This is a genomic window from Micromonospora sp. CPM1, assembly GCF_023896895.1.
GTDB lineage: Bacteria > Actinomycetota > Actinomycetes > Mycobacteriales > Micromonosporaceae > Micromonospora > Micromonospora tulbaghiae.
Genome location: NZ_JAMHIU010000020.1, coordinates 1 through 24,519, shown reverse-complemented (window position 1 = coordinate 24,519; position 24,519 = coordinate 1). Strand labels below are relative to the sequence as shown.

The 24,519-nt window shown below is 74.4% G+C and carries 25 protein-coding genes and 1 pseudogene; 14 read left to right on the top strand and 12 right to left on the bottom strand.

Going from position 1 to position 24,519, the window contains the following annotated elements; genetic code table 11:
• Positions 1–41 precede the first annotated feature (41 nt).
• Positions 42–980, top strand: a complete 939-nt coding sequence (locus tag M8C11_RS22795; RefSeq protein WP_121684795.1) for a ribose-phosphate pyrophosphokinase — start codon at positions 42–44, stop codon at positions 978–980.
• 9 nt (positions 981–989) lie between these two features.
• On the opposite strand, the gene M8C11_RS22790 is transcribed toward M8C11_RS22795, so the two are convergent.
• Positions 990–1,457: an ATP-binding protein gene (locus M8C11_RS22790; RefSeq protein ID WP_252452927.1), complete on the bottom strand. Its 468-nt coding sequence runs from the start codon at positions 1,455–1,457 to the stop codon at positions 990–992.
• Positions 1,458–1,572: 115 nt separating this feature from the next.
• On the opposite strand from M8C11_RS22790, the gene macS reads away from it, so the two are divergent.
• Entirely contained in the window at positions 1,573–2,694 is a 1,122-nt protein-coding gene (gene macS, locus M8C11_RS22785; protein ID WP_252452925.1) for a MacS family sensor histidine kinase, read from the top strand.
• A gap of 11 nt (positions 2,695–2,705) precedes the next feature.
• Positions 2,706–3,338 (top strand): response regulator transcription factor, encoded by a 633-nt coding sequence (locus tag M8C11_RS22780; protein ID WP_181726793.1) that lies wholly within the window; start codon positions 2,706–2,708, stop codon positions 3,336–3,338.
• Positions 3,339–3,342: 4 nt separating this feature from the next.
• Here M8C11_RS22780 and M8C11_RS22775 read toward each other — a convergent pair whose 3' ends face one another.
• The 3 genes from M8C11_RS22775 to M8C11_RS22765 all read right to left on the bottom strand — a co-directional run bounded on the left by M8C11_RS22775 (position 3,343) and on the right by M8C11_RS22765 (position 5,722).
• On the bottom strand, positions 3,343–3,915 hold the full coding sequence (locus M8C11_RS22775; protein WP_120573271.1) for a DUF5709 domain-containing protein: 573 nt from the start codon (positions 3,913–3,915) through the stop codon (positions 3,343–3,345).
• 80 nt (positions 3,916–3,995) lie between these two features.
• Positions 3,996–4,667, bottom strand: coding sequence for an ATP-binding protein (locus M8C11_RS22770; RefSeq protein WP_252452923.1), 672 nt, complete (start codon positions 4,665–4,667; stop codon positions 3,996–3,998).
• Positions 4,668–4,723: 56 nt separating this feature from the next.
• Positions 4,724–5,722 (bottom strand): SDR family oxidoreductase, encoded by a 999-nt coding sequence (locus tag M8C11_RS22765; RefSeq protein ID WP_252452921.1) that lies wholly within the window; start codon positions 5,720–5,722, stop codon positions 4,724–4,726.
• Positions 5,723–5,910: 188 nt separating this feature from the next.
• Between M8C11_RS22765 and M8C11_RS22760 the strand changes: the two genes are divergently transcribed.
• On the top strand, positions 5,911–7,179 hold the full coding sequence (locus tag M8C11_RS22760; RefSeq protein WP_252452919.1) for a glycosyltransferase: 1,269 nt from the start codon (positions 5,911–5,913) through the stop codon (positions 7,177–7,179).
• On the opposite strand, the gene M8C11_RS22755 is transcribed toward M8C11_RS22760, so the two are convergent.
• From M8C11_RS22755 to aroA, 4 genes are read right to left on the bottom strand one after another with little or no spacing between them, the layout of a single operon-like run.
• Positions 7,062–8,027, bottom strand: a complete 966-nt coding sequence (locus M8C11_RS22755) for a hypothetical protein (RefSeq protein WP_199733186.1) — start codon at positions 8,025–8,027, stop codon at positions 7,062–7,064. The two genes, M8C11_RS22760 and M8C11_RS22755, sit on opposite strands and share 118 nt — an antisense overlap.
• A 60-nt stretch (positions 8,028–8,087) precedes the next feature.
• Positions 8,088–8,906, bottom strand: coding sequence for a histidinol-phosphatase (hisN, locus tag M8C11_RS22750; protein ID WP_252452916.1), 819 nt, complete (start codon positions 8,904–8,906; stop codon positions 8,088–8,090).
• Between the two features lie 60 nt (positions 8,907–8,966).
• Positions 8,967–10,094, bottom strand: coding sequence for a ribosome small subunit-dependent GTPase A (gene rsgA / locus M8C11_RS22745; protein WP_252452913.1), 1,128 nt, complete (start codon positions 10,092–10,094; stop codon positions 8,967–8,969).
• Positions 10,064–11,365: a 3-phosphoshikimate 1-carboxyvinyltransferase gene (gene aroA, locus M8C11_RS22740; RefSeq protein WP_252452910.1), complete on the bottom strand. Its 1,302-nt coding sequence runs from the start codon at positions 11,363–11,365 to the stop codon at positions 10,064–10,066. The genes rsgA and aroA overlap by 31 nt, the downstream gene beginning before the upstream one ends.
• 102 nt (positions 11,366–11,467) lie before the next feature.
• On the opposite strand from aroA, the gene M8C11_RS22735 reads away from it, so the two are divergent.
• The 5 genes from M8C11_RS22735 (at position 11,468) to rsrA (ending at position 14,819) form a co-directional block, all read left to right on the top strand.
• A complete protein-coding gene (locus M8C11_RS22735; RefSeq protein ID WP_252452907.1) occupies positions 11,468–12,175 on the top strand; it encodes an SOS response-associated peptidase in 708 nt (235 codons plus the stop codon).
• 213 nt (positions 12,176–12,388) lie between these two features.
• On the top strand, positions 12,389–12,781 hold the full coding sequence (locus M8C11_RS22730; protein ID WP_013288375.1) for a WhiB family transcriptional regulator: 393 nt from the start codon (positions 12,389–12,391) through the stop codon (positions 12,779–12,781).
• 98 nt (positions 12,782–12,879) lie between these two features.
• Complete coding sequence (locus tag M8C11_RS22725) at positions 12,880–13,491, top strand: alpha/beta family hydrolase (RefSeq protein ID WP_252452904.1); 612 nt, start codon at positions 12,880–12,882, stop codon at positions 13,489–13,491.
• Positions 13,492–13,719: 228 nt separating this feature from the next.
• The gene (locus M8C11_RS22720; protein WP_308212778.1) at positions 13,720–14,529 is read left to right on the top strand and encodes a sigma-70 family RNA polymerase sigma factor; all 810 of its coding nucleotides are present in this window, start codon (positions 13,720–13,722) and stop codon (positions 14,527–14,529) included.
• 2 nt (positions 14,530–14,531) lie between these two features.
• Positions 14,532–14,819 carry a mycothiol system anti-sigma-R factor gene (rsrA, locus tag M8C11_RS22715; RefSeq protein WP_252452901.1) on the top strand — a complete coding sequence of 96 codons (288 nt, stop codon included), beginning with the start codon at positions 14,532–14,534 and terminating at the stop codon, positions 14,817–14,819.
• An 80-nt stretch (positions 14,820–14,899) separates the two neighbouring features.
• Here rsrA and M8C11_RS30735 read toward each other — a convergent pair whose 3' ends face one another.
• Positions 14,900–14,974 (bottom strand): 50S ribosomal protein bL37, encoded by a 75-nt coding sequence (locus tag M8C11_RS30735; RefSeq protein WP_369752275.1) that lies wholly within the window; start codon positions 14,972–14,974, stop codon positions 14,900–14,902.
• A gap of 237 nt (positions 14,975–15,211) precedes the next feature.
• On the opposite strand from M8C11_RS30735, the gene M8C11_RS22710 reads away from it, so the two are divergent.
• Positions 15,212–15,427 carry a biotin/lipoyl-binding carrier protein gene (locus M8C11_RS22710; protein ID WP_013288370.1) on the top strand — a complete coding sequence of 72 codons (216 nt, stop codon included), beginning with the start codon at positions 15,212–15,214 and terminating at the stop codon, positions 15,425–15,427.
• Positions 15,424–15,936 carry a GNAT family N-acetyltransferase gene (locus M8C11_RS22705; protein ID WP_252452898.1) on the top strand — a complete coding sequence of 171 codons (513 nt, stop codon included), beginning with the start codon at positions 15,424–15,426 and terminating at the stop codon, positions 15,934–15,936. Before M8C11_RS22710 ends, M8C11_RS22705 begins: the two co-directional genes overlap by 4 nt.
• A gap of 14 nt (positions 15,937–15,950) precedes the next feature.
• Here M8C11_RS22705 and M8C11_RS22700 read toward each other — a convergent pair whose 3' ends face one another.
• On the bottom strand, positions 15,951–16,526 hold the full coding sequence (locus tag M8C11_RS22700) for a TetR/AcrR family transcriptional regulator (protein WP_252452895.1): 576 nt from the start codon (positions 16,524–16,526) through the stop codon (positions 15,951–15,953).
• Positions 16,527–16,645: 119 nt separating this feature from the next.
• Here M8C11_RS22700 and M8C11_RS22695 point away from each other — a divergent pair, with 119 nt between their 5' ends.
• On the top strand, positions 16,646–18,238 hold the full coding sequence (locus tag M8C11_RS22695) for an MDR family MFS transporter (protein WP_252452892.1): 1,593 nt from the start codon (positions 16,646–16,648) through the stop codon (positions 18,236–18,238).
• A 613-nt stretch (positions 18,239–18,851) separates the two neighbouring features.
• On the opposite strand, the gene M8C11_RS22690 is transcribed toward M8C11_RS22695, so the two are convergent.
• Entirely contained in the window at positions 18,852–20,453 is a 1,602-nt protein-coding gene (locus tag M8C11_RS22690; protein ID WP_252452889.1) for a tetratricopeptide repeat protein, read from the bottom strand.
• A gap of 183 nt (positions 20,454–20,636) precedes the next feature.
• Between M8C11_RS22690 and M8C11_RS22685 the strand changes: the two genes are divergently transcribed.
• Entirely contained in the window at positions 20,637–21,665 is a 1,029-nt protein-coding gene (locus tag M8C11_RS22685) for an SIS domain-containing protein (RefSeq protein ID WP_252453079.1), read from the top strand.
• Positions 21,666–21,690: 25 nt separating this feature from the next.
• Positions 21,691–23,283 carry a PAS domain-containing sensor histidine kinase gene (locus M8C11_RS22680; RefSeq protein WP_252452886.1) on the top strand — a complete coding sequence of 531 codons (1,593 nt, stop codon included), beginning with the start codon at positions 21,691–21,693 and terminating at the stop codon, positions 23,281–23,283.
• On the opposite strand, the pseudogene M8C11_RS22675 reads toward M8C11_RS22680, so the two are convergent.
• Positions 23,258–24,519: pseudogene (locus tag M8C11_RS22675) on the bottom strand (hypothetical protein); the annotation flags it as partial. The gene M8C11_RS22680 and the pseudogene M8C11_RS22675 sit on opposite strands and share 26 nt — an antisense overlap.

Here is a 24,519-nt window from a genome sequence, read left to right as displayed (position 1 = left end):
CGTCCACCGTCTCCCTCCGGCGGCCCGTACGATCATCAGACGTGCGTGACATTGCCGTGTTCAGCGGGTCGGCCCATCCCGACCTCGCCGCCGAGATCTGCGCCCACCTCCACGTCCCGCTGCACCCGGTCCGGGTGTCCCGGTTCGCCAACGACTGCCTGGAGGTGCAGTTGCAGGCGAACTGCCGGGAGCGCGACGTCTTCCTCATCCAGCCGCTGGTGCCGCCGGTGCAGGAGCACCTGGTCGAGCTGCTGCTCATGATCGACGCGGCGCGGGGCGCGTCGGCCGCGCGGATCACAGTGGTGCTGCCGCACTACGCGTACGCGCGGTCGGACAAGAAGGACGCGCCGCGCATCTCCATCGGCGGCCGGCTCGTCGCCGACCTGCTCACCTCCGCGGGCGCGGACCGGGTGCTGGCCATGACGCTGCACTCGCCGCAGGTGCACGGCTTCTTCAGCGTCCCGGTGGACCACCTGCACGCGCTGCGCGAGCTGGCCGCCCACTTCAAGGGGTACGACCTGAGCAACGCGGTGGTGGTCTCGCCGGACCTGGGCAACGCCAAGGAGGCCGCCGCGTTCGCCCGGATGCTCGGCACGCCGGTGGCGGCCGGCGCGAAGCAGCGCTACAGCGACGACCGGGTGCAGATCAGCACGATCATCGGCGACGTGGCGGACCGGGACGTGATCGTGCTGGACGACGAGATCGCCAAGGGCAGCACCGTGATCGAGCTGATCTCGCACCTGCGCGAGCGGCGGGTCCGCTCGATCCGGCTGGCCTGTACGCACGGCCTGTTCTCCAGCGGGGCGCTGGAGCGGCTGAGCGCGCAGGAGGGCGTCCTGGAGATCGTCTGCACCAACACGGTGCCGATCCCGGCGGAGAAGCGGGTGCCGACGCTGGAGGTGCTGTCGGTGGCGCCGGCGCTGGCCGAGGCGATGCGGCGGATCCACAACGGGGAGTCGGTGAGCGCCCTGTTCGCCTGACCGGGCGGGTCAGCCGTCCAGCGGGCCGGTGACGGGCTGGCGGGTGGCGAGCGCGGCGGTGATCCGGACGACTGTGCCGGCGTCGCCGCTCTCCACCTCCATCGCGTCGCTCAGCTCCCGGGCCAGCCAGAGGCCCCAGCCGCCGGCGGTGTCCGGCGCGGGCCGGTCGCGGTCGCGCAGCCGCCGTTCGCTGATGCCGGGCCCGTGGTCGGCGACCTCGCAGACCAGTTCGCCGTTCCGCTCCCAGAGCCGCAGCCAGCCCTGCCCGCCGCCGTGCCGGACCGCGTTGGTGATCAGCTCGTTGACCGCCAGCACGAAGTCGTCCAGCCGTTGGCCGGACAGGCCGGACCCGCGCGCGCAGGAGGTGACCGAGTGCCGCAGCCCGGTCACCTGCGCCTGGTCGAAGGCCGTGGCGAGAAGGAGGGAAGGTTCGATGGGCACAACCGTACGCGGTGCGGGGAGTTCTGCGTCTGTCATGACCCCGTCCCGACGATGCTTCTCGACGACTTTCGCGGCATTTCCACCGTACGTCAGGGTTTCTCGAGCCGCACCGCCCGGGGTGCCCTGGACCGGCTGTGACAGGGTGACGCACATGCCGTCGTCCTCCGGCCTCGAGGGCCCCTTCTGGCGATCGATAGCGGTGTTCCGCTTCGCCGCGCTCGCGTACGTCGGACTGGTCGTCCTGCGCGACGCGGACCGCTACGCGCACCCGGTCGCCGCGGGCGGCGTCCTGCTGGCGATGCTGGCGTGGAGCGGCGTGACGGCGGCCGGCTACGGCCGTCCGGCCGGGCGGCGCTGGCCGCTGCTCCTGGCCGACCTCGGCGTGGTGCTGGCGATCATCCTGGTCACGCCCTGGGTGGTGGGCCGCGCGGCGCTCGCCGCCGGAGTGCCGATGCTGACCGCCGCCTGGCTGGCCGGGCCGGTGCTCGCCTGGGCGGTCTCCGGCGGGCGGCGGCGCGGCGCGGTGGCCGCGCTGGTGCTCGGCGGCGCCGACCTCGCCACCCGGGACCGGATCAGCCCGTCCGCGCTGACCGGGGCGATCCTGATGCTGCTCGCCGGTGTGGTGGTCGGGCACGTGGCGCGGCTGGCGGTGGAGGCGGAGGAGCGGTTGCAGCGGGCGGTGGAGCTGGAGGCGGCCACCCGGGAACGGGAGCGTCTGGCCCGCGACATCCACGACTCGGTGCTCCAGGTGCTCGCGCTGGTCCGGCGGCGCGGCGCGGACCTGGACGGCGAGGCGGCCGAGCTGGCCCGGCTGGCCGGCGAGCAGGAGGTGGCGCTGCGGGCGCTGATCGGCCGGGCGGGCGCGCCGCCGGACCCGGCCGGGGACGAGCAGGACCTGCGGGACCTGCTCGACAGGTACGCCTCGGCCACGGTCGTGGTGTCCGCGCCCGCCACACCGGTGCCGCTGCCGGCGCGGGCCGCCGGTGAGCTGGGCGCGGCGGTCGGCGCGGCGCTCGACAACGTGGCCCGGCACGCCGGCGGGCGGGCCTGGGTGCTGATCGAGGACGAGGAGGAGACGGTGACCGTCTCGGTACGCGACGAGGGACCGGGCATCCCGGAGGGGCGGCTGGCGGAGGCCGCCGCGCAGGGGCGGCTCGGGGTGGCGCAGTCCATCCGGGGCCGGGTGACGGACCTGGGCGGCGAGGTGCGGATCGTGTCCGCGCCCGGCGCCGGCACCGAGATCGAGCTGGTCGTGCCGAGGAGCCGCGGGTGAGCATCCGGGTGATGGTGGTCGACGACCACCCGATGTGGCGCGAGGGTGTGGCCCGCGACCTCACCGAGGCCGGTCACCAGGTGGTGGCGACCAGCGGGGAGGGACGGCAGGCGGTACGGGTGGCCGCGGCGGCCCGCCCCGACCTGGTCGTGCTCGACCTCCAGCTGCCGGACATCTCCGGCGTCGAGGTGATCCGGGGGCTGCGCGCCGCGCTGCCCGACGTGCGGGTGCTCATGCTCTCGGCCAGCGGCGAGCCGCAGGGCGTGCTCGACGCGGTCAAGGCCGGCGCCACAGGCTACCTGACCAAGTCGGCCGCACCGGCGGAGTTCCTGGACGCGGTGCGCCGCACGGCGGCCGGCGAGCCGGTGTTCACGCCCGGCCTGGCCGGGCTGGTGCTGGGGGAGTACCGGCGGCTGGCCGCGACGCCGCCCGCCCCGCACGACGAAGCACCCCGGCTCACCGAACGGGAGACCGAGGTGCTTCGTCTGGTCGCCAAGGGGCTGTCCTACAAGCAGATCGCCGACCGGCTGGGTCTGTCCCACCGGACCGTGCAGAACCACGTGCAGAACACCCTGGGCAAGCTCCAGTTGCACAACCGGGTCGAGCTGACCCGGTACGCCATCGAGCGGGGCCTGGACGACTGAGCGGTCAGCGCGCGTCCGGCGGCCGGGTCTCGTGCACCGCCAGTTCCTCCGCGCTGGCCCCGCCACCGGCCGCGCCGGCGTCGTAGGCGACGTTGTCGGTCTCCTGGTCGGTGTGCGCGCCCTCGTCCGGCTCGACCAGCCGGCCCACCTGGTGGTCGGCGACGGTGCCGAGCTGGCCGTGGTCGTACACCGACACCGGGGAGTCCGGGTCCGAGACCGGGCCCGGGTCGATCACGTCGGCGTCGAGCTGGGCCTGCGCGGCGGCCTCCTCGCTGTCCGCCTCGGCGGCGATGTCCGGGTCGACCGGGCCGGCGAGCGGATCGTCGGCGGGACGCTCGTACTGCTCGCGCTGGAGCTTGTAGTCCAGCGACTCGCCGTCGAGCTGCTCCTCCGCCGTGGTGCCGAACTGGTCCACGGCGACCGGCGTGCGGTCACCGGGGAGCTGGGCCGGCTCGGGGCCGTCCGCCTCGCGCCCGGTCAGCACGTCGTCGTTGGCGGTGGAGTCGTCGTCGGCGGTGTCGGGCAGACCCTCCGCCTCGGGATCGGACACGGGGGTGGGGTACTCGTCGTCGCGCATGCTCGGGAACTACCCACTGCGCTCCCCGCCCTAACCGCGACCGGCCGGGTGGATCGGGAGCAACGGGGCGAAAGGGTACCTCAGTTGTGGAACGGTGCCTCGTCCTCGGCGTACAGCACGCACCACACCACCTTGCCGTCGGGCAGCGCCGTGCTGCCCCAGCGCCGGGCCACCGTGTCGATGAGCAGCAGCCCTCGCCCGCCCACCGAGTCCACCGGCACCGGACCGCCGTACGCGGGCCGCCCGGCCGAGTGGTCCCGGACGGCCAGGTGCAGCGCGCCGCCGCGCGGGGCCAGCCGGAGCGTCATCGGCGTGACGGCGTGTGCGACCACGTTGTTGACCATCTCGGTGACCGCGAGGCAGGCCGGCTCGGTCAGCTCCGGCAGCCCCCACCTGGCGCACCCGGCGGCGACCAGCACCCGCGCCTCGCGGGCCGCCTCGACCACCGGGGACAGCTCGGCGTCGAGCGGCTCGGGTGGCGCGTCCGGCGGCGGCCCGTCCGGATCGAGCAGCAGTTCGGCGGCGGGCCAGTCGGCGACCGCCCGGCAGACCTCGTCCAGCGCGTCGCGTGCCAGCGGATCGGGGATCCGCACCCCGGACAGGTCCACCAGCAGCAACCCCGGGCGCTGCCACAGCCGGGCGAGCAGCGCGTCCCGTACGGCCTCCACCTCGGCGGGGTCGAGGATCCCGGTCAGCCGGACCGTCGGGGAGGAATCGTCGGCCTCCACCAGGCAACGCGCATCCGTCGGCATGATCGCCCCATTGTGCACGTCGGTCCGCGCCCGCGCACCGGTCCGGTCGACGGGACTCACGGCCGACCACCCCGGGACCGGCGGCTGATCGCCGCCACCGTGCCGACAGCGGTGCCGGCGGCCAGCCCGACCGCCGCCGTCAGCCGCAGCACCTGACCGCGCCGGCCGGACCACCCGTCGGTCCGCTCCGCCGCCGAGTCCGGCGTGAAGACGGCGCCGGTGGAGTCGGCGCGTACGCCGGGGCCGAACTGGGTGCGCGCGGTGTACCAGCCCAGCACGCGCTCGGCCAGCGCCGGGGCGAGCCGCCACTGGAGCCCGATCAGCCGGGCCGCGCCGCCCGCGTACGCCTCCCGCCGGGGCCGGCGCAGCAGCTTGACGATGGTCTCGGCGACCATCTCCGGCGGGTACACCGGCGGCGGCGGGGTCAGTTCCCGGCCGGAGTGGTTCGCCGCGTGCCGGAAGAACGGCGTGTCGATGGTGGCGGGCAGCACGGTGCAGATCGAGATGTTCCCCCGGCCGGTCACCCGCAGCTCCTGCCGGACCGTGTCGGCCAGCCCGCGGATCGCGTGCTTGGTCGCGTTGTACGCCGACTGGTACGGCATCGCCACCTCGGCCAGCACCGAGGCGTTGTTGACCAGCACCCCGCCGCCGGCCGCGCCCAGCCAGGGCAGCGCGGCGCGCGTGCCGTACACGGCGCCGAGCAGGTTCACGTCCACCACCCGGCGGAACTCGGACACCGGGATCTCGTCGAACAGCCCCACGGTGCCCACTGCCGCGTTGTTGATCCAGGCGTCGATCCGGCCGAACTCGGCCACCGCCTGCCCCGCCAGCCGCTCGACCGCCTCCGGGTCCGTCACGTCGGTGGGTACCACCAGGGCCCGCCCGCCCAGTTCCCGGCAGAACGCCGCGACCCGGCGCAGCGCGGACTCGGTCCGGGCGGCCAGCACCACGTCGGCGCCCCGGCGGGCCAGCGCGTAGGCGGTGGCCGCCCCGATTCCGCTGGAGGCACCGGTGATGACCACTGTTGCGTCGGAGAGGCTGCGGGTCAGGGGCATTCTCAGGCGGTACCCCAGGGCGGGCCGGTCATGCCGATGTTCCGGTCGCGATCGGCGCCGGCGGGTGTACCGTCCGCGGGACGCCGCGGCCGGGCGACCCCGATCTGTCAGGTTTGGGCGCACCGGAGCTGGGTTAATGGGACGCTCTGACCGGAGACCCCGCTCGCGAGAACGCATGGAGGTGCACCATGCGCGTCGGCCTTGTTTGCGCGCACGCCGGCTCGTCCACCGACGGTCCCACCGTCGGGACGCAGGAGCACATTGCGCGTGTGGCGGCGGAACTCGCCGCCCGGGGCCATGACGTCCGCGTCTACGAGCGCCGTGCCGCGTCCGCCCAGCCCGCCCTGACCGAACTCGACGGCTACCGGGTGGAACGTGTCCCGGTCGGCCCGCCCGACGTGCTCTCCACCGCCGAGCTGGTGCCCTTCGTCGCCGAGTACGGCCGCTGGCTGGCCGGGCAGTGGGCCGGTGACTGGACCCCCGACGTGGTGCACGGGCACTACTGGGTCGGCGGGCTGGCCGCCGCCCACGCGGTCCGCGCCACCGACATCCCGGTGGTGCAGACGTTCCACTCGCTCGGCGTGGAGCAGTTGCGTCACCTCGGCCGTGAGTACGGCGGGCCGGGGGAGCGCATCCCGCTGGAGCGTGCACTGACCCGGGCGGTGGACGTCGCGGTGGCCCAGTCCAACGACGAGGTCGACGAGCTGACCCGGATGGGCCTGCAACGCACGTCCGTGGCGATGGTGCCGACCGGGGTGGACACCGGCCAGTTCCACCCGGACGGCGAGGCGGCGCCCCGGGATCAGCGGCCGCGGATCCTCTCCGTCGGCGGGCTCGCGCCCGGGCACGGCCAGGACGACCTGATCCGGGCGATGCGGCTGGTCGGTGACGCGGAGCTGGTGATCGCCGGCGGCCCGCCGGCCGAGCGGCTGGACGGGCACGCGGAGGCGCGCCGGCTGCGCGAGCTGGCCGAACGCGCGGGCGTGGCGGAGCAGGTGAAGCTGGTCGGCGCGGTGCCGCACGACCAGATGGCCACCTGGTACCGCTCCGCCGACGTGGTGGCCTGCACGCCGCACTACGCATCGGCCGGGCGGGTGTCGCTGGAGGCGATGGCCTGCGGTGTGCCGGTGGTCGGCTACGCCATGGGCGGCATCGCCGACGCGGTGGTGGACGAGGTGACCGGCAAGCTGGTGCCGCCGGGCGACGTGCGCACGCTCGGGGTCACGCTGCGCCGGCTGCTGTCGGACAACGCCGGTCGGTTCGCGTACGGCCACGCCGCGGTGGACCGGGTCCGGTGCAGCTACACCTGGGAACGTACCGCCGCCGCGCTGGAGCGCCTCTACGAGCGGGTGATCGGGCGGCGCCGCCCGGCCACCCCGATCGAGCCGACGCCGGTCGAGGTGACACCGCCGGTCGAGGTGGTCGTCTCCGAACGGGGGCCGGTCGAGGCGGCCTGAACCGGCACCATCGGGGCGCCCACGATCGCCTTCTGGCGGGCGCCGGCATGGTGGTGCTGCGGTTCGGCGTACCGGGTCAGGCCGACCACAGCCGCGAGCGTCACCAGGAAGCCGAGCCCGGCCAGCCACTCCCGGCCGGGCCAGATCTTGTCGTTGAGCAGCAGCAGGCCGACGATCGCCGCGGGGACCGCGCCGGCGGCGTCCATCGCGGCCACCGCCGCCGTGGTCGACCCGCGCTGCATGGCCAGCCCGAGCAGCAGCTGACCGATCACCGAGTGGACGATCAACAGGTAGAGCAGCGGGTCGCGGACGAACGCCTCCACCGACCCGGCCGAGGCGAGCGGCCGGGCCGCCACTGCCGCGGCGGAGAACGCCATCCCGGCCAGTGAGCCGAGCACCACCGACCCGAGCGCGCCGTGCAGCCGGGCGGCGAAGAAGCCGGAAACGGCGATCGCGACCACCGCCACCGCCAGGCCGACCAGCCCGGCGGTGCCGAGCTGCCGCGACGGCGCCGGCTGGGCGGAGAGCACGAGCGCGGTGATGCCGGCGAACAGCAGCACCAGCAGGGCCACCTCGGCGGCCGGCAGCCGCCACTTGAGCACCAGTACGCCGAGCACTGCGGTCACCCCGAGCCCGGCCGCCACGCTGGCCTGGACCAGGAACAACGGCAGGTCGCGGCGGGCCAGGAAGGCCAGCACGAAGCCGACGACCTGGCAGGTCAGGCCGATCAGGTACGTCCGGTGCCCGGCGAGGCGCAGCAGCAGCCCGGGATCGAACGTGTGGTGCACGGTGGTCCGCGCGGCCGCGACCGACTGGAGGAGGTTGGCGAAGCCGTACGCGATGATCATCGCCGCCAGGAAGCACCAACCGGAGGAAACCACCTGGCGAGGATAGAGGCTCTGCCCGGGTCAGCGCTCGGCTGGACGGCCGAGCCGGGCCAGGATGTCGTCGTGCAGCGCCCCGTTGCTGGCCACGGCGCTGATGTCGGCGGAGCCGGCGCCGCCCGGGGCGGGCCGTCCGGCCAGGTCGGTGATCGTTCCGCCCGCCTCGGTGACGATCGGGACCAGCGCGGCGATGTCCCACAGCGACAGTTCCGGCTCCACCATCACGTCCAGTGCCCCCTCGGCCAGCAGCATGTAGCCGTAGAAGTCGCCGTACGCGCGGCTGCGCCAGGTGTCGCGCATGAGCTGGAGCACCGCGTCCAGCCGGCCGGCCTGTTCCCATCCGGTCAGCGACGAGTAGCAGAAGCTCGCGTCGCCGAGCGCCGTCACACCGGAGACCCGGATCGGCGTGCCGTCCGCCGGGCCGGTGCCGGCGAACGCGCCCGCGCCGAGCGCGCCCCACCAGCGGCGGCCCAGCGCCGGGGCGGAGACCAGGCCGAGCACCGGCCGGTCGTGCTCCAGCAGCGCGATCAGCGTGGCCCAGACCGGTACGCCCCGGACGAAGTTCTTCGTGCCGTCGATCGGGTCGATCACCCAGCGCCGCCCGTCCGGGCCGGCGGGCGGCTGCTCGCCGTACTCCTCACCGAGCAGGCCGTCACCGGGGCGGTGGGCGGCCAGCAGCGCGCGGATCTCCCGCTCCACGGCGGTGTCCGCGTCGGAGACCGGGGTCAGGTCCGGCTTCGACTCGACGCGCAGGTCCAGCGCGCGGAACCGGGCCGCGGAGACGGCGTCCGCGGCGTCGGCGAGCAGGTGGGCGAGGGCGAGGTCGTCGGCGTACCCGGTCATGACGGACACGCTAGTGGCGGCGGGCCGGCCGGCGACGGCGGGTCGCCGCCGGTCCGCCGGTCAGGAACCGGCGAGCGGGTCGCCGGGGTTGCGCTCCGGCTCGCGCGGGTCGCCCTCGCCGCTGCGCGAGGCCAGCAGCCGGCGGTACGAGGCGAGCCGGCGCGCGTCCGCCTTCCCGGCGGCCACCCAGGCGTCGAGCGCGCAGTCCGCCTCGTCGGCCGTGTGCGGGCAGTTGGCCGGGCAGTCGACCGTCGCCTCGACCAGGTCGGGGAAGCCGTGCAGCAGGCTCTCGGCGGACACGTGCGCCAGCCCGAAGCTGCGTACCCCCGGAGTGTCGACGATCCAGCCGGTGTCGCCGTCGGCGCCGGGCTCGGCGGGCAGCCGCAGCGCCACCGCGCTGGTCGAGGTGTGCCGGCCCCGGCCGATCGCGCTGACCGTGCCGACCGCCCGTTCGGCGTCCGGGACGAGGCGGTTGACCAGCGTCGACTTGCCCACCCCGGAGTGACCCACCATCACCGACACCCGGCCGGCGAGCAGCGCCCGCAGCGCGGCCAGGTCGGAGTCCGGGCGGATCAGCACGTACGGCAGCTCCAGCTCGGTGTAGTAGCCGAGCACCGCCTCCGGGCCGGCCAGGTCCGCCTTGGTGAGGCAGAGCAGCGGCTCGATGCCGGCGTCGTACGCGGCCACCAGGCAGCGGTCGATGAACCCGGTACGCGGCGGCGGGTCGGCGAGCGCGCTGACGATCACCAGCTGGTCGGCGTTCGCCACCACGACCCGTTCCAGCCGCCCTTCGGCGGTGGTGTCGTCGTCGTCGGCGGTGCGCCGCAGCACCGAGGTCCGCTCGGCGATGCGCACGATGCGGGCCAGCGCGCCCGCCGCGCCGGAGGTGTCCCCGACCAGCCCCACCCGGTCACCCACCACCACCGACTTGCGCCCCAGCTCGCGGGCGCGCATGGCGGTCACGAGCGGCGCGTCCGGCCCGGCACCGGGGATCACACAGGTGTAGCGGCCCCGGTCGACGGCGATGACGAAGCCCTCGACGGCGTCCGCGTGGCGGGGCCGGGTGCGCGTTCGTGGGCGCGACGACCGGCCCGGCCGGACCCGGACGTCGTCCTCGTCGTACTCGCGCCGCTTCGTCGCCAGGACGTCCCCCGCTCTCAGTTCTTGCCGGTCACCATCCCCGACCATAGTGCCGGGAACTCCGGCATGGTCTTGGAGGTGCACGCCACGTCGTCGACCTCGATGCCGGGGACGGCCAGCCCGGCCACCGCCGCCGCGTGCGCCATCCGGTGGTCGGCGTACGTGCGGAACGTCCCGCCGCGCAGCGGGCGGGGCCGGATGTCCAGCCCGTCACGGGTCTCGGTGATGTCCGCGCCGAGCGCGGTGAACTCCTTGGCGAGCGCGGTGACCCGGTCGGTCTCGTGGCCGCGGATGTGGCCGATGCCGGTGAGCCGGGACGGCCCGTCGGCGAGCAGCGTGAGCGCGGTCAGCACCGGGGTCAGCTCGCCGACGTCGGAGAGGTCGGCGTCGAGCCCGCGCACGGTGCCGGTGCCCCGCACGGTCAGGCCGTCGGTGCCGAGGCTCACCTCGCCGCCCATCCGGTGCAGCAGCTCCCGGAGCCGCTCGACCGGCTGGAGGCTGCTGCGCGGCCAGCCCTGCAACGTCACCTCACCGCCGGTGACCAGGGCGGCGGCGAAGAACGGCGCGGCACCGGACAGGTCCGGCTCGATCTCCCAGCCGCGCCCGGACAGCGGGCCCGGCTCGACCGTCCACACGTCCGGCGTGGTGTCGTCGACGGCGGCGCCGGCCGCGCGGAGCATCTGCACCGTCATCCGCAGGTGCGGCGCGGACGGCACCGGCGGCCCCTCGTGCCGGACCACGACACCCCGGTCGAAGCGGGGTGCGGCGAGCAGCAGCCCGGAGACGAGCTGGCTGGACGCGGAGGCGTCGATCACCACGTCGCCGCCGGCCACCCGGCCCGCGCCGAGCACGACGAGCGGCAGGCTTCCGGCCGGGGGCGCGTCGATGCGGACGCCGAGCGTGCGCAGCGCGCCGATCAGCGGCCCGAGCGGGCGGGTCCGGGCGTGCGGGTCGCCGTCGAACGTGACCCGTCCGGCGGCCAGCCCGGCCACCGGAGGCAGGAAGCGCATCACGGTGCCGGCCAGGCCGACGTCGATGTGCGCCGGGCCGGCCAGCGGATAGGGACGGACCAGCCAGCGGTCGTCGTCCGAGACGGACATGTGGGCACCGAGGGCGCGCAGGCCACCGGCCATCAGTTCGGTGTCCCGGGCGCGCAGCGGACGGGCGAGTGTCGACGGCCCGCCGGCGAGCGCGCCGAGCACCAGGGCCCGGGCGGTCATCGACTTGGAGCCGGGCAGGCGCAGCGTCGCGGCGACCGGGTCGCTCGCGGTCGGCGCGGTCCACGGCTGCGGTGGACGCGTCGCGGTCGGATTGCTCACGGTCACATTCTGCCAAGCTCGCGGGCCGGTGGAACCGTTCGTCGCCGCTGCTCCCGTTGGGCGGGACAGCCGGAACGTCCGGATGCGGCTAGCGTGGGCGCCATGTGCGGGAGGTACGCCACGACCCGGAGCGCCGCCGACCTGAGCGGGCTGTTCGAGTCGGCCGACGAGACCGGTGGGGTGACGCCGGACTACAACGTCGCGCCGACCGACCCGGTGCCGCTGGTCCGGCTCGCCCCGGAGGGGCACCGGCTGCTCTCCCTCGGCCGCTGGGGCCTGCTCCCGCAGTGGTCGCGCAGCGCCGCCGGGGCCGCCCGCATGATCAACGCGCGGGCCGAGACGGTCGCCACCAGCCGGGCGTACGCGCCGTCCTTCGCCCGCCGCCGCTGCCTGGTCCCCGCCGACGGGTGGTACGAGTGGGTCCGCCTCGCCGACGGCGGGCGCCAGCCCTACTTCATGACCCCGCGGGACGGCTCGGTCCTGGCCTTCGCCGGCATCTGGTCGGTGTGGGAGTCGGCCGGCACGGCCCGGCTCACGTTCAGCGTGCTCACCACCGCTGCGGTCGGCGAGCTGGCCGAGGTGCACGACCGGATGCCGCTGCTGCTGTCGCCGGAGCGCTGGGCGGGCTGGCTCGGCCCGGCCGAGGAGCCGGCGGAGCTGCTCACGCCGCCGGACGCCGGCCTGCTCGCCGGGCTGGAGATCCGGCCCGTCTCCCGGGCCGTGGGGGACGTCCGCAACGACGGCCCGGAGCTGATCGCCGCGGTGGCTCCGGCGGGTGCCGAGACGGCCGCCGGACCGACGCTGTTCTGATCACGCTCCGCCACATTTGCGTGTACCCCTTTGCCGGGGTTGGGCCGGAAAAGTCGCCCGGACGTTCAGTCAGTTTCATTGAAGACTCTTGTCCTTACGTACGCGAATGCGATAGAACACAGCGCCGGTGATGGGCGTCTGTTCGCACGGGGCGGATGACACTCATCGATCTTGTAAAGATCTACGCCGGTTCCCACGGGGGAGGTGGGTGTATTGACACGGGCACGTATGCCGCGTCCGCACGAGGTAGCCGCCGCGCGGCGCGATCCGCGACTGCTGCGGGCGTTGAGCGAACGACGCCAGGACGACGCCTGGCGCACCAGGGGCACCTGTCAGAACGTCGATCCGGAGACGTTCTTTCCGGCACCGAACGAACCGGCCGACGCGGCGGTGGCGCTCTGCCGCACCTGCGACGTCCAGGGCTCCTGCCTGGCATGGGCACTGGAGGTGGGCGACTGCCACGGCGTCTGGGGCGGCACCACGCCGCGTGAGCGGCGCGCCATGCTGGTGGCCTGGCGCAGCGAGGTGCAGCCGGATCCGGACGCGCTCGACGACGCCGGTCCGCCGGTGCGCGACCGGCTGCTCACGCTGGTCCCGCTGAGCTGATCCCGACGTCGCCCGTGGCCCGCTCCGGCAGGCCGCGGGCGACGTCCGTTTCCGCGCCCGAGCACCGGCGGGCCGGCCGGCCCGCGCAGAATGGGCCGGTGCGGCACGACGACGACATCGACACACCACGGGGGCCGGCCCGGCTCCGGTTCGACCCACCCGCAGACGGCGCGGCGGTGCTGGTGCTCGGGCACGGCGCCGGCGGTGACGTGGACGCGCCCGACCTGACCGCCGTGCGGGACGCGGTGCTCGCCGCCGGGGCCGGGGTGGCCCTGGTGACCCAGCCCTACCGGGTCGCCGGGCGGCGCACGCCCGCTCCCGCCGGGCACCTCGACGAGGCGTGGACGGCGGTGCTGGCCGAGCTGCGCCGGCGCGCCCCTCGGGTGCGTCACTGGGTGGTCGGGGGCCGGTCCAGCGGCGCGCGGGTGGCCTGCCGCACCGCCGCCGCCGTCGGAGCCACCGGAGTGGTGGCGCTGGCGTTCCCGCTGCACCCGCCGGGACGACCGGAACGCTCCCGGGCCGGCGAACTGCTCACCGGGCTGCCCACGCTCGTCGTCAACGGCGACCGGGACCCGTTCGGCATACCCGAGCCCGGCCCCGGCATCGAGGTGGTGGTCCGGCCGGGGGAGCGCCACGACCTGCGCGGCGATCCGCCCGGCACGGCCGCCGTGGTGCGGGACTGGCTGCGCGTACACGGGTGGTCGTCCTGACCGGACGCTGTGCGCCGTGACCGTCCGGCGCGGCGGGTCGTTGCACCGGTTGGTGCCGGCCGCCCGGTTCGGGCGCGCCGGGGCCACCCTCCCAGGCCCTTCCTGGTCCCAGCGTCGGTCGCGGCCGAGGCCGGGACCAGGATCGGGTGGGGCCGGAGGAATGCCACGCCCCACAACTCGCGTTATCCCCCTTGGACGACGACAGAGCCAGCGCGAGGGGGGTGACCGGTGCCGATCGAGACACGGAGCCGGGAACGGGACGAACGGGACGAGCGCCAGCTCCGGCGGCTGCTCGACGCGCCGGAGTGGCCCGCGGCGGCGTCGGTCGTGAGCACCGGCACACACTCCGGAAGTGAATCTGCCGGCAAGTCGGTACGCGTATCCTCGGCGGGAAAGCATCCGACGCGAGGGGATGTGCGGTTGACCACCGAGAAGACGGACGAGCGCAGGGCCCGCTTCGAGCGGGACGCGATGCCCTTCGTCGACCAGCTCTACGCTGCCGGACTGCGGATGACCCGCAACCCGGCGGATGCGGAGGACCTGGTTCAGGAGACGTACCTGAAGGCCTACGCCGCCTTCCACCAGTTCGAGCAGGGCACGAACCTGAAGGCCTGGCTCTACCGGATCCTGACCAACACCTACATCAACACCTACCGCAAGCGGCAGCGCCAGCCCATCCAGGCGCCGACCGAGGAGATCACCGACTGGCAGCTCGCCGAGGCGGAGTCGCACACGTCCAGCGGCCTGCGCTCGGCCGAGACGGAGGCGCTCGACCGGCTGCCGGACAGCGACGTCAAGGAGGCCCTCCAGCAGTTGCCGGAGGAGTTCCGCCTGGCCGTCTACCTGACCGACGTCGAGGGCTTCTCCTACAAGGAGGTCGCCGACATCATGGGCACGCCGATCGGCACCGTGATGTCCCGTCTGCACCGTGGCCGACGTAATCTGCGGAAGCTGCTCGAGCAGTACGCGGCGGAGCGGGGTTTCAGCGCCGCCTCGTCGAAGAAGGGTTCGACCGCCGCCGCCGGCCGGGAGGTGTGACCGTGAGCTGTGGACAACCGCACGAGACGGACTGCCGCGAGGTGCTCGCCGAGGTCTACCTCTACCTCGACCTGGAGTGCGCCGAGGAGCGCCGGGTGCTGATCCGGCACCACCTGGACGAGTGCGGGCCGTGCGTGCGCGAGTACGGCATCGAGCAGGAGGTCAAGGCGCTCGTGGCCCGATGCTGCGGCAACGAGGCGGCCCCGGACAAGCTGCGCGAGCGGCTGCGCCTGCGGCTGACCGAACTGGTGGTCTTCGAGAGCACCGAGTCGCGCGAACTGGCCGACTGACAAGCGACGTAACGGCCCGGATCCGATGACGGACCCGGGCCGTTACGCTGTCCGGCGCCTGCGCCGCGCTGATCGGATGATCAGGAGTTGGGGCGCTTGCCGTGGTTGGCGCTGCTCTTCTTACGGGCCTTCTTCTTGCGGGCCTTCTTCGCCATGCTCTGCCTCCTTGTGCTGGTCACGGTTCCGTCCGCGGCTGGGCGCGGCGGAGGTCGCGGTGTGGCTCCCCGGCTCGCCGGTGGCCGACCCGCACGATGCTAGTGCCGTCACCGCACGCCGGGGCGCGGCGGGGCGGATCGCGCGGCGGTGGTGCGCGGTCCGGCGTGACCGGCGTCATGATTGGATACCGTTCGCAGGATTGTCGGGGGAACTGTCGGGGAGAGGGAGGGCCGGAGATGGCCGAGGAGATCCGCGCCGAGATGGTGGCGAACGTCTGGAAGGTCGTCGTGTCGGCCGGCGACACGGTGTCGGAGGGCGACACCCTCGTCATCCTGGAGTCGATGAAGATGGAGATCCCGGTGGTCGCCGAGTCCGACGGCGTGGTGCAGAAGCTGGCGGTCAACGAGGGTGACGTGGTGCAGGACGGCGACCTGATCGCGGAGATCGGTTGACCGGCCTGCGGGTACGCCGCGCCGAGCCGACGGACTTCCCGGCCGTGGCCCGGCTGACCGTCGCCGCGTACGAGGCGGACGGCCAGCTCAAGGACGAGAGCGGGTACGCGCCGGTGCTCGCCGACGTGGCCGGCCGTGCCGAGACCGGCGAGGTGCTGGTGGCCGTCGACGACGCCACCGGCCAGGTGCTCGGCGCGGTGACGTTCGTGCTGCCCGGCACCCCGTACGCCGAACTGGCCGGCCCGGGCGAGGCCGAGTTCCGGATGCTCGCGGTGGATCCGGCCGCGCAGGGCCGGGGCGCGGGCGCCGCGCTCGCGTCCGCGTGCGTGGCGCGCGCCGCGGAGCTGGGCTGCTCGGCTGTGGTGATCTGCGTACGCGCCGGGATGGCGGTGAACGCGCACCGCCTCTACGAGCGGCTCGGCTTCGTCAGGTACCCGGAGAAGGACTGGACGCCGGTGCCCGGGATCGATCTGCGCGGCCTGCGGCTGGACCTGCCCTCGACAGGCTGAAACCGGCCCGCGGCTCAGCCCTGGCCGGTCTCGCCGATCTTGGCGAGCAGCTCGTCGGCCACCTGGAGCGCGATCCGCTTGCGCTCGTCGTCGGTGATGCCCGGCGCGCGCACCGCGAACCAGCTGCTGTGCACCGCGAACAGCGTGAGCGCGGCGCGGAGCTGGGCGGCGGGTGAATCGTCGCCCCGGCACAGCTCGTGGGCCAGCCGCATCATGCGGTCCCGCATCTGCTGGCCGGCGACCAGGCTCTTGAGCACCGTCTGGTTCTGCTCGAAGAAGCGCATCACCTGGGGCAGGTCGCCGGCGAACATGCTGTCGGCGTACCGGCCGATCAGGGTGCGCCGGGTCGCCAGCGTGGGCGGCTGGTCGGCGGCCCAGGCGATCAGCTCGTCCATCCGGCGCAGCCGGTCGTCGACCAGGCTGGTGACGATCTCGTCCTTGCTCTTGAAGTGGTAGTAGAGCGCCGCCTTGGTCACGCCCAGCCGCTCGGCGATCTCGCGCAGCGACGTCTTCTCGTAGCCCTGCTCGGTGAAGAGTTCCAAGGCGACGGCCTGGATCCGCTCCCGCGTGCCACCTGTGGTCTCCCTCACCGGCCGACATCCTTCCAATCCGCTTGACGTGCGCCCGCCATCAGCTTACCGTCCGGCTAGTAAGCAAACTAGCCGGGCGGCAAGTAAGTCGATCATCCGATCCGCGGGGGAGCCTACCGATGAGTCAACCAGCCCAGGTGACCACCAGACCCAATGTCCGGGTCGTCCTGTTCGGTCTGATGATCGCGATGATGCTCGCGATGCTCGACAACATGATCGTCAGCACCGCGCTGCCGCGGATCGTCTTCGAGTTCGGCGGCGCCGACCACTTCACCTGGGTGGTCACCGCGTACGTGCTCGGTACGACCGTCTCCACGCCGATCTGGGGCAAGCTCGGCGACCTCTACGGCCGCAAGACGGTCTTCCTCACCGCTGTGGTCGTCTTCCTGGTCGGCTCCGCGCTCTGCGGCATGTCCGGCTCCGGCGTCTTCGGCGGCGCCGACACCGGCATGACCGAGCTGATCGCGTTCCGGGCCGTCCAGGGCCTCGGCGCGGGTGGCCTGATGGTCGGCGTCATGGCGATCATCGGTGACCTGGTCCCGCCGCGGGAGCGGGGCCGCTACCAGGGCATGATCGCCGGCATCATGGCCATCGCCATGGTCGCCGGGCCGCTCGTCGGCGGCTTCATCACCGACCACCTCTCCTGGCGCTGGGCGTTCTACGTCAACCTGCCGCTGGGCGGCGCGGCGCTGCTGATCCTCGCCACCACCATGCACCTGCCGAAGTACCGCACCGAGCACAAGATCGACTGGCTGGGCGCGGCCCTGCTGTCCGTCGGCATCACCGCGATCGTGCTGGTGACCACGTGGGGCGGCAACGAGTACGACTGGGTCTCGCCGCAGATCCTCGGCCTGGCCGTGCTGGCGGTGCTCGCGCTCGCCGCGTTCGCGCTGGTCGAGCGCCGCGCGCCGGAGCCCATCCTGCCGCTGAGCCTGTTCACCAACCGCAACTTCGCGCTGATCTCGGTGATCGGTTTCCTGCTCGGCTTCGCCATGTTCGGCGCGATGAACTTCCTGCCGCTCTACCAGCAGACCGTCCAGGGCGCGTCGGCCACCAACAGCGGACTGCTGTTGCTCCCACTGATGTTCGGCATGCTCGTGGTGTCGCTCGTGGTCGGCCGGACCATCACCAAGACCGGCCGCTACCGGGCCTTCCCGATCATCGGCGGCGTGGTGATGGCCGCCGGGATGGGCCTGCTCAGCCTGCTGGACGTCGACACCAGCAAGACGCAGTCCTCGCTCTACATGATCGTGCTCGGCGTCGGCATGGGCTTCCTCATGCAGACCTCGATGCTGATCGCGCAGAACAGCGTGGAACAGAAGGACCTCGGCGCGGCCAGCGGCGCGGCCACCTTCTTCCGGTCCATCGGCGGCTCGTTCGGCGTCTCCCTCTTCGGCGCGATCTTCGCCAACCGTCTCGCCGACTCGGCGGCCGGTCCCGCGTTCGCGGGCTCGGGCGGCGGCGAGGGCGGCGCGATGAACCTGGAGGCCCTCAAGAAGCTCACCGGCCCGATGCGCGAGGCGGTGCTCGGCGGCCTGTCCGACGCCATCTCGCACGTCTTCTTCTGGGCCGTCCTGTTCACGGTGGCCGTACCGGTGCTCGCCTGGTTCATCAAGGAGGTGCCGCTGCGCGCGACCAACGACGTGCCGCCGGCCGGCGCCACACCGGAGGACCAGGCCGAGGCCGCGCTCGGCAAGGCCCCCGTCGCCTGACGCACCGTCGCGGCCCCGCGCCCCCACCCAGGGGTACGCGGGGCCGCCGCGTATCCGTTTCCATGAGGTGTCCTTGTGCCCGCTGCTCGCCAGTTCGGGGGAGTGGTGGTGTCCGAGGGGAGTTGATCCCGCCATTTCGGGGAGGTGGCGGGGCTTCAGCCCTGGAGTCGGTGCGAGGGGTGGGGCTCGGGCCGTGGGCGCCGCCAGTTCGGGTGAGTGGTGGGGTCCAGGGCGGGTTGATCGCGCCATGTCGGGGAGGTGGCAGGGCTCACGCCCTGGGAGCCCGTGTCCGGGTGGGGCTGAGCCGTGGTCGCCGCGCGGTGCTCGCCAGTTCGGGGAGGTGGCGGGGTCGGAGGGGAGTTGATCGCGCTACGTCGGCGAGGTGGCGGGCCTGCGGGTGTTCGAGTCCTCGGCGTGGCCGCTCCGGGCGGGCGTGCTCGCCAGTTCGGGGAAGTGGCGGGGTCCGGCGCGGACTGATCGCACCGCTTCGGCGAAGTGGCGGCGCTGGGCGGGCTGGTGCGGACCGGGGCGGGCAACCTCGGGGGCCAGCGGGGCAGCCTGGCAGGGACGGCCCGCAGGGAAAGCAGGGGTTCCCACGGGACGGATTCGGGGCTCAGCCTCTGCGGAACAAGGCGGTGAGGCGGCGCCAGAGACGGCGCAGCGGACCGCCGCTTGCACCGGCGATGAGGGAGTCGGCGGTGGCGCGGGCGGCCGGGTCGAGGGCCGGGGTGGCCCGCGCCAGGTACGCGAGCGACACCGCCACCGGGGTACGCCGGATCGGCCCGGACGCCACCTCGGCGACCCGCCCGGCCACCAGCGCGGCCACGTCGGCGCGGGTGTCGGGGTGCACCCAGGCGGCGGTGACCAGGGCGAACAGTGCCGCCTCGGCGGCCGGGCCGAGATCGCCGGCGGCCAGTTCCCCCAGCACCCGCCGCCGGGTCGACCGCTCCCACGGCTCGTCGGTGCGGTGGTGCAGCAGGCCGAGGCAGGCCCAGACCTGCGCGCACCGAGTCCACAGTGCCGGATCCTGCCCGCCGAGCACCCGGCCCAGGGCGGTCTCCGGCGCCTCCGGCGGGTGTGCCAGCAGGGCGAGCAGGTCGGCGAGGTCCAGTGTGGCCAGCCCGACCGCGGCGTCGTACGCGGCCGGCGGGTGCGCCCAGGCGGGGTGCGCGAGCTGCTGGAGCCGCCGTACCGCCTCGGCCGAGGGGGCGGGACCGTCCGGGGCCGGTGCGTCGTCGCCCGCCGGGGTCACCTGCCCGAGCCAGGGGCGGCCCCGGCAGCACTCGGCGAGGTCGCCGTGCTCGTGCGTGTCGTCCGGGTGGTCGCGGACGAAGTCGGCCAGCGCCACCAGGTGGTCCACGTCCCCGTCGCGCAGGTAGCGCAGCCGGTGCGCGGTGTGCACGGCGCAGTCGAACGCCGGATCCCTCGCCAGCGCCCGGTCGATCCAGCCCAGCGCCGCGTCGAGCCGGCCGTGGTCGGCCAGCGTGCCGGCGATGTCCGCGTAGACAGCGAGGTCGTCGGGGTCGAGCGCGACAGCGCGTTCCAGTGCGGCGAGCGCCTCGGCGGTCCGGCCGGCGCTGCGGTACGCGTACCCGAGCCACACCTCGCCGAGTTTGGTGGGCTGTGCGCGTACCCCCCGGGTGGCCCAGGTGACGGCGAGGGTGACCTCGCCGAGGCGCCGGGCCAGTGCGGACGCCGCGCCCAGCAGCAGCGGATGGGCCGGATGGACGGTGATCGCGTTGTGGGCCAGCGTGAGGTACGGCGCGAGCGGCTCGCGCAGCCGGCGCGGCGCGGGGTCCGGCGCCGCCGCGCAGACCTGCATGAGGATCCGGGCGGTGCGCTCGGCATCGAGGCGTTCCGGCAGGTCGGCGGCGGTCACCCAGGGTACGGCGGCCCAGGGCGCGGCGGGCGCGTAGCCGGTGGCGGCGGCGAGCAGGTCGAGTCCCTCGGCGGGGCGGCCGGCGGCGGCGAGCAGGTGCGCGCGGGCCACCACGGCGCCGACGAACGCCTGCTGGCCGAGCGGGAAGAGGTCCAGGTCGCCGCCGCTCGCCGCGTTCAGCCGGGCGAGCGTCTCGTGCGCCTCGGGCAGCGTGGGGGAGCGGACCAGCGCGGCGGCCACGTGGTCGGCGGCGTGCCGCAGGTCGCCCTCGCCCAGTGCCAGCCGGGCCAGCGCGAGTTCCTCCTCCGCGGAGAGCGCGGCGTCGTCCTCGGGCACGTCGTCCTCTCGCCGGGGGGTCGGTCAGCCGGGCAAGCCTAGGGGATCTTCCGTCGATTAGTGATCCACTGCGCACTCCTGCTCGTTGCGTTGATTAAGGCCGCTCAAACGTGCAAGACTGAGCATCGAACGCGCGGGAAACGCGCAGAAGGAGGTTCTGGAGTGACGCGTCCAGGGGCCGGTATGGCCGCCGACATCGACGAGCAGCCGGCCGGTTACGAGCGTCTGCTCTCCACCGAGCACGCGGCGGCCATCGCCGAGGTGGCGGCCGTCGTCGCCGAACGCCGCCCCCGGCACGTGGTCTTCACCGCCCGGGGCACCTCCGACCACGCCGCGCTCTACGCGGCCTACCTGACCGAGATCCGCCTCGGCCTGCCCGCCGGGCTGGCCTCACCCAGCGCGATCACCGTCTTCGGCGCCCGGCCCGACCTCTCCGACGCGCTCGTCGTCGGTGTCAGCCAGAGCGGCGGCTCGCCCGACCTGGCCGAGGTGCTGCGGGTCGCCCGCGCCTCCGGCGCGCTCACCCTCGCCGTCACCAACAACCCCGGCTCGCCGCTGGTGGAGACCGCCGAGCTGAGCGTCGACATCGCCGCCGGCCACGAGCGCGCGGTCGCCGCCACCAAGACCTACACCGCCGAGCTGCTCGCGCTGCTCATGCTCGTCGAGGGCGTACGCGCCGGCGACGGCGTGCTGCCCGCCGAGGAGCGCGCCGCCCTGAGCCGTCTGCCCGAGCTGGCCGCGCAGACGCTCGCCGACGACACCCCGGCCCGGCTGGCCCCGCGTTACCGGTTCGCCGCCCAGCTCGTCACCACCGGCCGGGGCTACGCGTACCCGACCGCCCGGGAGGCGGCGCTGAAGCTGATGGAGACGTCGTACCTCCCGGCGCTCGCCTTCTCCGGCGCCGACCTGCTGCACGGCCCGCTCGCCATGACCGACCCGGACGTCCCGGTGCTCGCCGTGGTCGGCTCCGGCCCCGGCGGCACGTCCATGCGCGAGGTGCTGCCCCGGCTCGGCGAGCGCCGCGCCGACGTGGTGGTGGTCGGCTCCGCCGAGGTCGGCGAGACCCGGATGGCGGTGCCCGAGGTCGACGAGCGGTACGCGCCGCTGCTCGACATCCTGCCGCTGCAACGGCTCGCGCTGTCCCTGGCGCTGGCCCGGGGCGAGGACCCGGACGCGCCGCGCGGCTTGAAGAAGGTCACGGCGACGATGTGAGGTCCGGCGTGGCACGCTGTGTGGCGTGTCCACCCTCCGTGACCTCGCCGAGGAGCACACCGCGCTCCGCCCGGCCGACATCGACCACCTGCACCGGATCGCCGGCGACTGGCAGCTGCTGTCCGACCTGTCCTTCGCCGACCTGCTGCTCTGGGTGCCGGTGGACGGTGACGGCACGTTCCTCTGCGTGGCCCAGGTCCGTCCCACCACCGCGCCGACCGCCTACCTGGACGACCAGGTCGGGCGCATCGTCGGCGGGGCCGAGGTGGCCCACCTGGAGGTGGCCCACCGGCAGGGACGGATCTGGCGCGAGGGCGACCCGGTCTGGTACGGCGACGTCCCGGCCCGCCACGAGGCGATCCCGGTCCGGCTGCGCACCGGCGACGGTGAAGCCGGCGAGGTGATCGCCGTGGTGGGCCGGGACACCAACCTGTCCACCGCGCGCACGCCGAGCCAGCTCGAACTGAACTACCTGACCACCGCCGACGACCTCGCCCAGATGATCGCCGACGGCACGTTCCCGCCGCCCCGGCACCCGGGCGAGACCACGTCGGCGCCCCGGGTCGGCGACGGTCTGGTGCGGCTCGACGCCAACGGCAAGGTCACCTACGCGAGCCCGAACGCGCAGTCCGCGTACCGCCGCCTCGGCTACGCCTCCCACCTCGTCGGCGAGGACCTGGCCAAGCTGCACCGCCGGCTCGCCGGCGACCCCCTCGAAGGCACCGACGCGGGCAACGCCGTGCTCGCCGCGCTGCGCGGCGAGGCGCCACCCCGCCGGGAGATCGACGCCCGTGGCGCCACCATGCTCACCCGGGCGCTGCCGCTGATGCCCGCCGGAGTGCCGATCGGCGCGCTGGTGCTGGTCCGCGACATCACCGAGGTACGCCGTCGCGACCGCGCCCTGATCACCAAGGACGCCACCATCCGGGAGATCCACCACCGGGTGAAGAACAACCTCCAGACCGTCGCCGCGCTGCTGCGCCTCCAGGCCCGGCGCGTCACCATGCCCGAGGCGCGGGTGGCGCTCGAAGAATCGGTACGCCGGGTCGCCTCGATCGCGCTCGTGCACGAGACGCTCTCCATGTCCAGCGACGAGGCGGTCGAGTTCGACGGCATCGTGGACCGCGTCGCCAGCGCCGCCACCGAGGTCGCCGCCACCGAGGTGAGCGTGGGCATGCGCCGCCGCGGCACCTTCGGCATCCTGCCCGCCGAGATCGCCACCTCGCTGGTGATGGTGCTCAACGAGCTGCTGCTCAACGCCGTGGAACACGGCTTCCCGCCCGCCGACGAGGACGCCGCTGCCCCCGCGCCCGCGGACGCGCTCCGCCCCGAGGCCGAGGTCACCGCGCCCCGGCCCGAGGTGGTGGTCACCGCGCACCGGGCCCGCAAACAGCTGCACGTCTCGGTCACCGACAACGGCCGAGGGCTGCCCGAGCAGTTCGACGCCGAACGCGGCGGCAACCTCGGCCTCCAGATCGTCCGGGCGCTCGTCACCGGCGAGCTGCGCGGCACCATCGACCTGCGTAATTGCGCCGACGGCGGCACCGAGGCCGCAATCGTCGTACCGCTGGCCCGCGGCACCACCGACCGCCTCACCGGACGAGCAGGGCCACCGTGATGCCCGGCCGCGGCCACACCTGCCGCACCGTGTAGCCCGCCCGCAGCGCGTCACCCTTCGCGCCCGGCACCGCCGCCGGCGGGTCCGCGCGCCGCCCGGTGACCACCAGCCAGACCCGGTCCACCCCGGCCAGGCACCGCGCCGGGTCCTCGCACTCCACGGCCCAGAGGCTCGCGTCCTGACGCTGGTCGCGCACCACGAGCACGTCGCGCGGCAGCCTCGACCCCAGGTGGTACGCCATGCCGAGATCCGGGAACAGCCACCCGTCCCGGGGCGAGTAGACGATCGCGTCGTCGGGCCGCTGCTCGGCGCCGATGATCCCGGCCGCGCCCGCGTAGTCGACCGGTGCGCTGCGCGGCCACTCGTGGGTACGGCGCAGCGCCGCCTGATCGGGCAGCCCGAGCAGACCCGCCAGCACCACCACCGCGATTCCCGCCGCCATCCGTCCGCGCGGCGACGTCGGTCCTTGCTCTGCTTCCGCGGGCGCGGCAGTGCGGCCGGCTGCGGCGGGTGTCGCCGTGCGCTCTGGTTCGGCGAGCGTTGCTGTGCCCGGCGTCCGGGTCGGCGCGGGAGTGACCCGCGCGGCAGCCAGGGCGGCGCCGGCCAGTACGCAGGCGAACGGCACGGTGAAGACGAGGTAGCGGGTCACCCACAGCGGCACCATCGTTCCGGCGGCGAAGACCAGCACCACCGGCAGCAGTATCGCGGCGGCGGGCAGCAGCGCCCGGCGACCCAGCCGGGCCGCGCCGAGCGCCGCGAGCGCGAGCACGAACCCGCCGACGACGCCGCTCTGCGCCAGCGCGCCCGGCAACGCCGCCAGGTCGGGCAGGCGCGCCGGGTCCACCCAGTCGAGTTGCCGTCCACGCTGTCCCCGGGCCACGAGCGCCAGGGGAGTGACCAGCAGAAGCGCAGGCAGTAGCGCCAACAGCCACCACGCGAGCACGGCCGGCGTCCGCCGTGTGCCGGCCGAGTCCCGGCGGGAGCTCGTGCTCTCCGGGCCGGCTGCACGCGGGTGGGCCGGGTCGGAGTCGCCCGCGCGGTCCGGGCAGGTTCCGCTGGTGTGGACCGGTCGGGCGTGGCCCGGATCCTCGGTGCATTGCTGCTCGGCGGCGTCCGCCGGTGGCGGGCCGAGTCCCGCGGCGGACGGGCCGCGTGCGGCGACCAGCAGCACCACCACTGCGTGCGCGGCGAGCAGCGTGAGCGCGAGCAGGTGGAACAGACCGAACGCGGCGACCG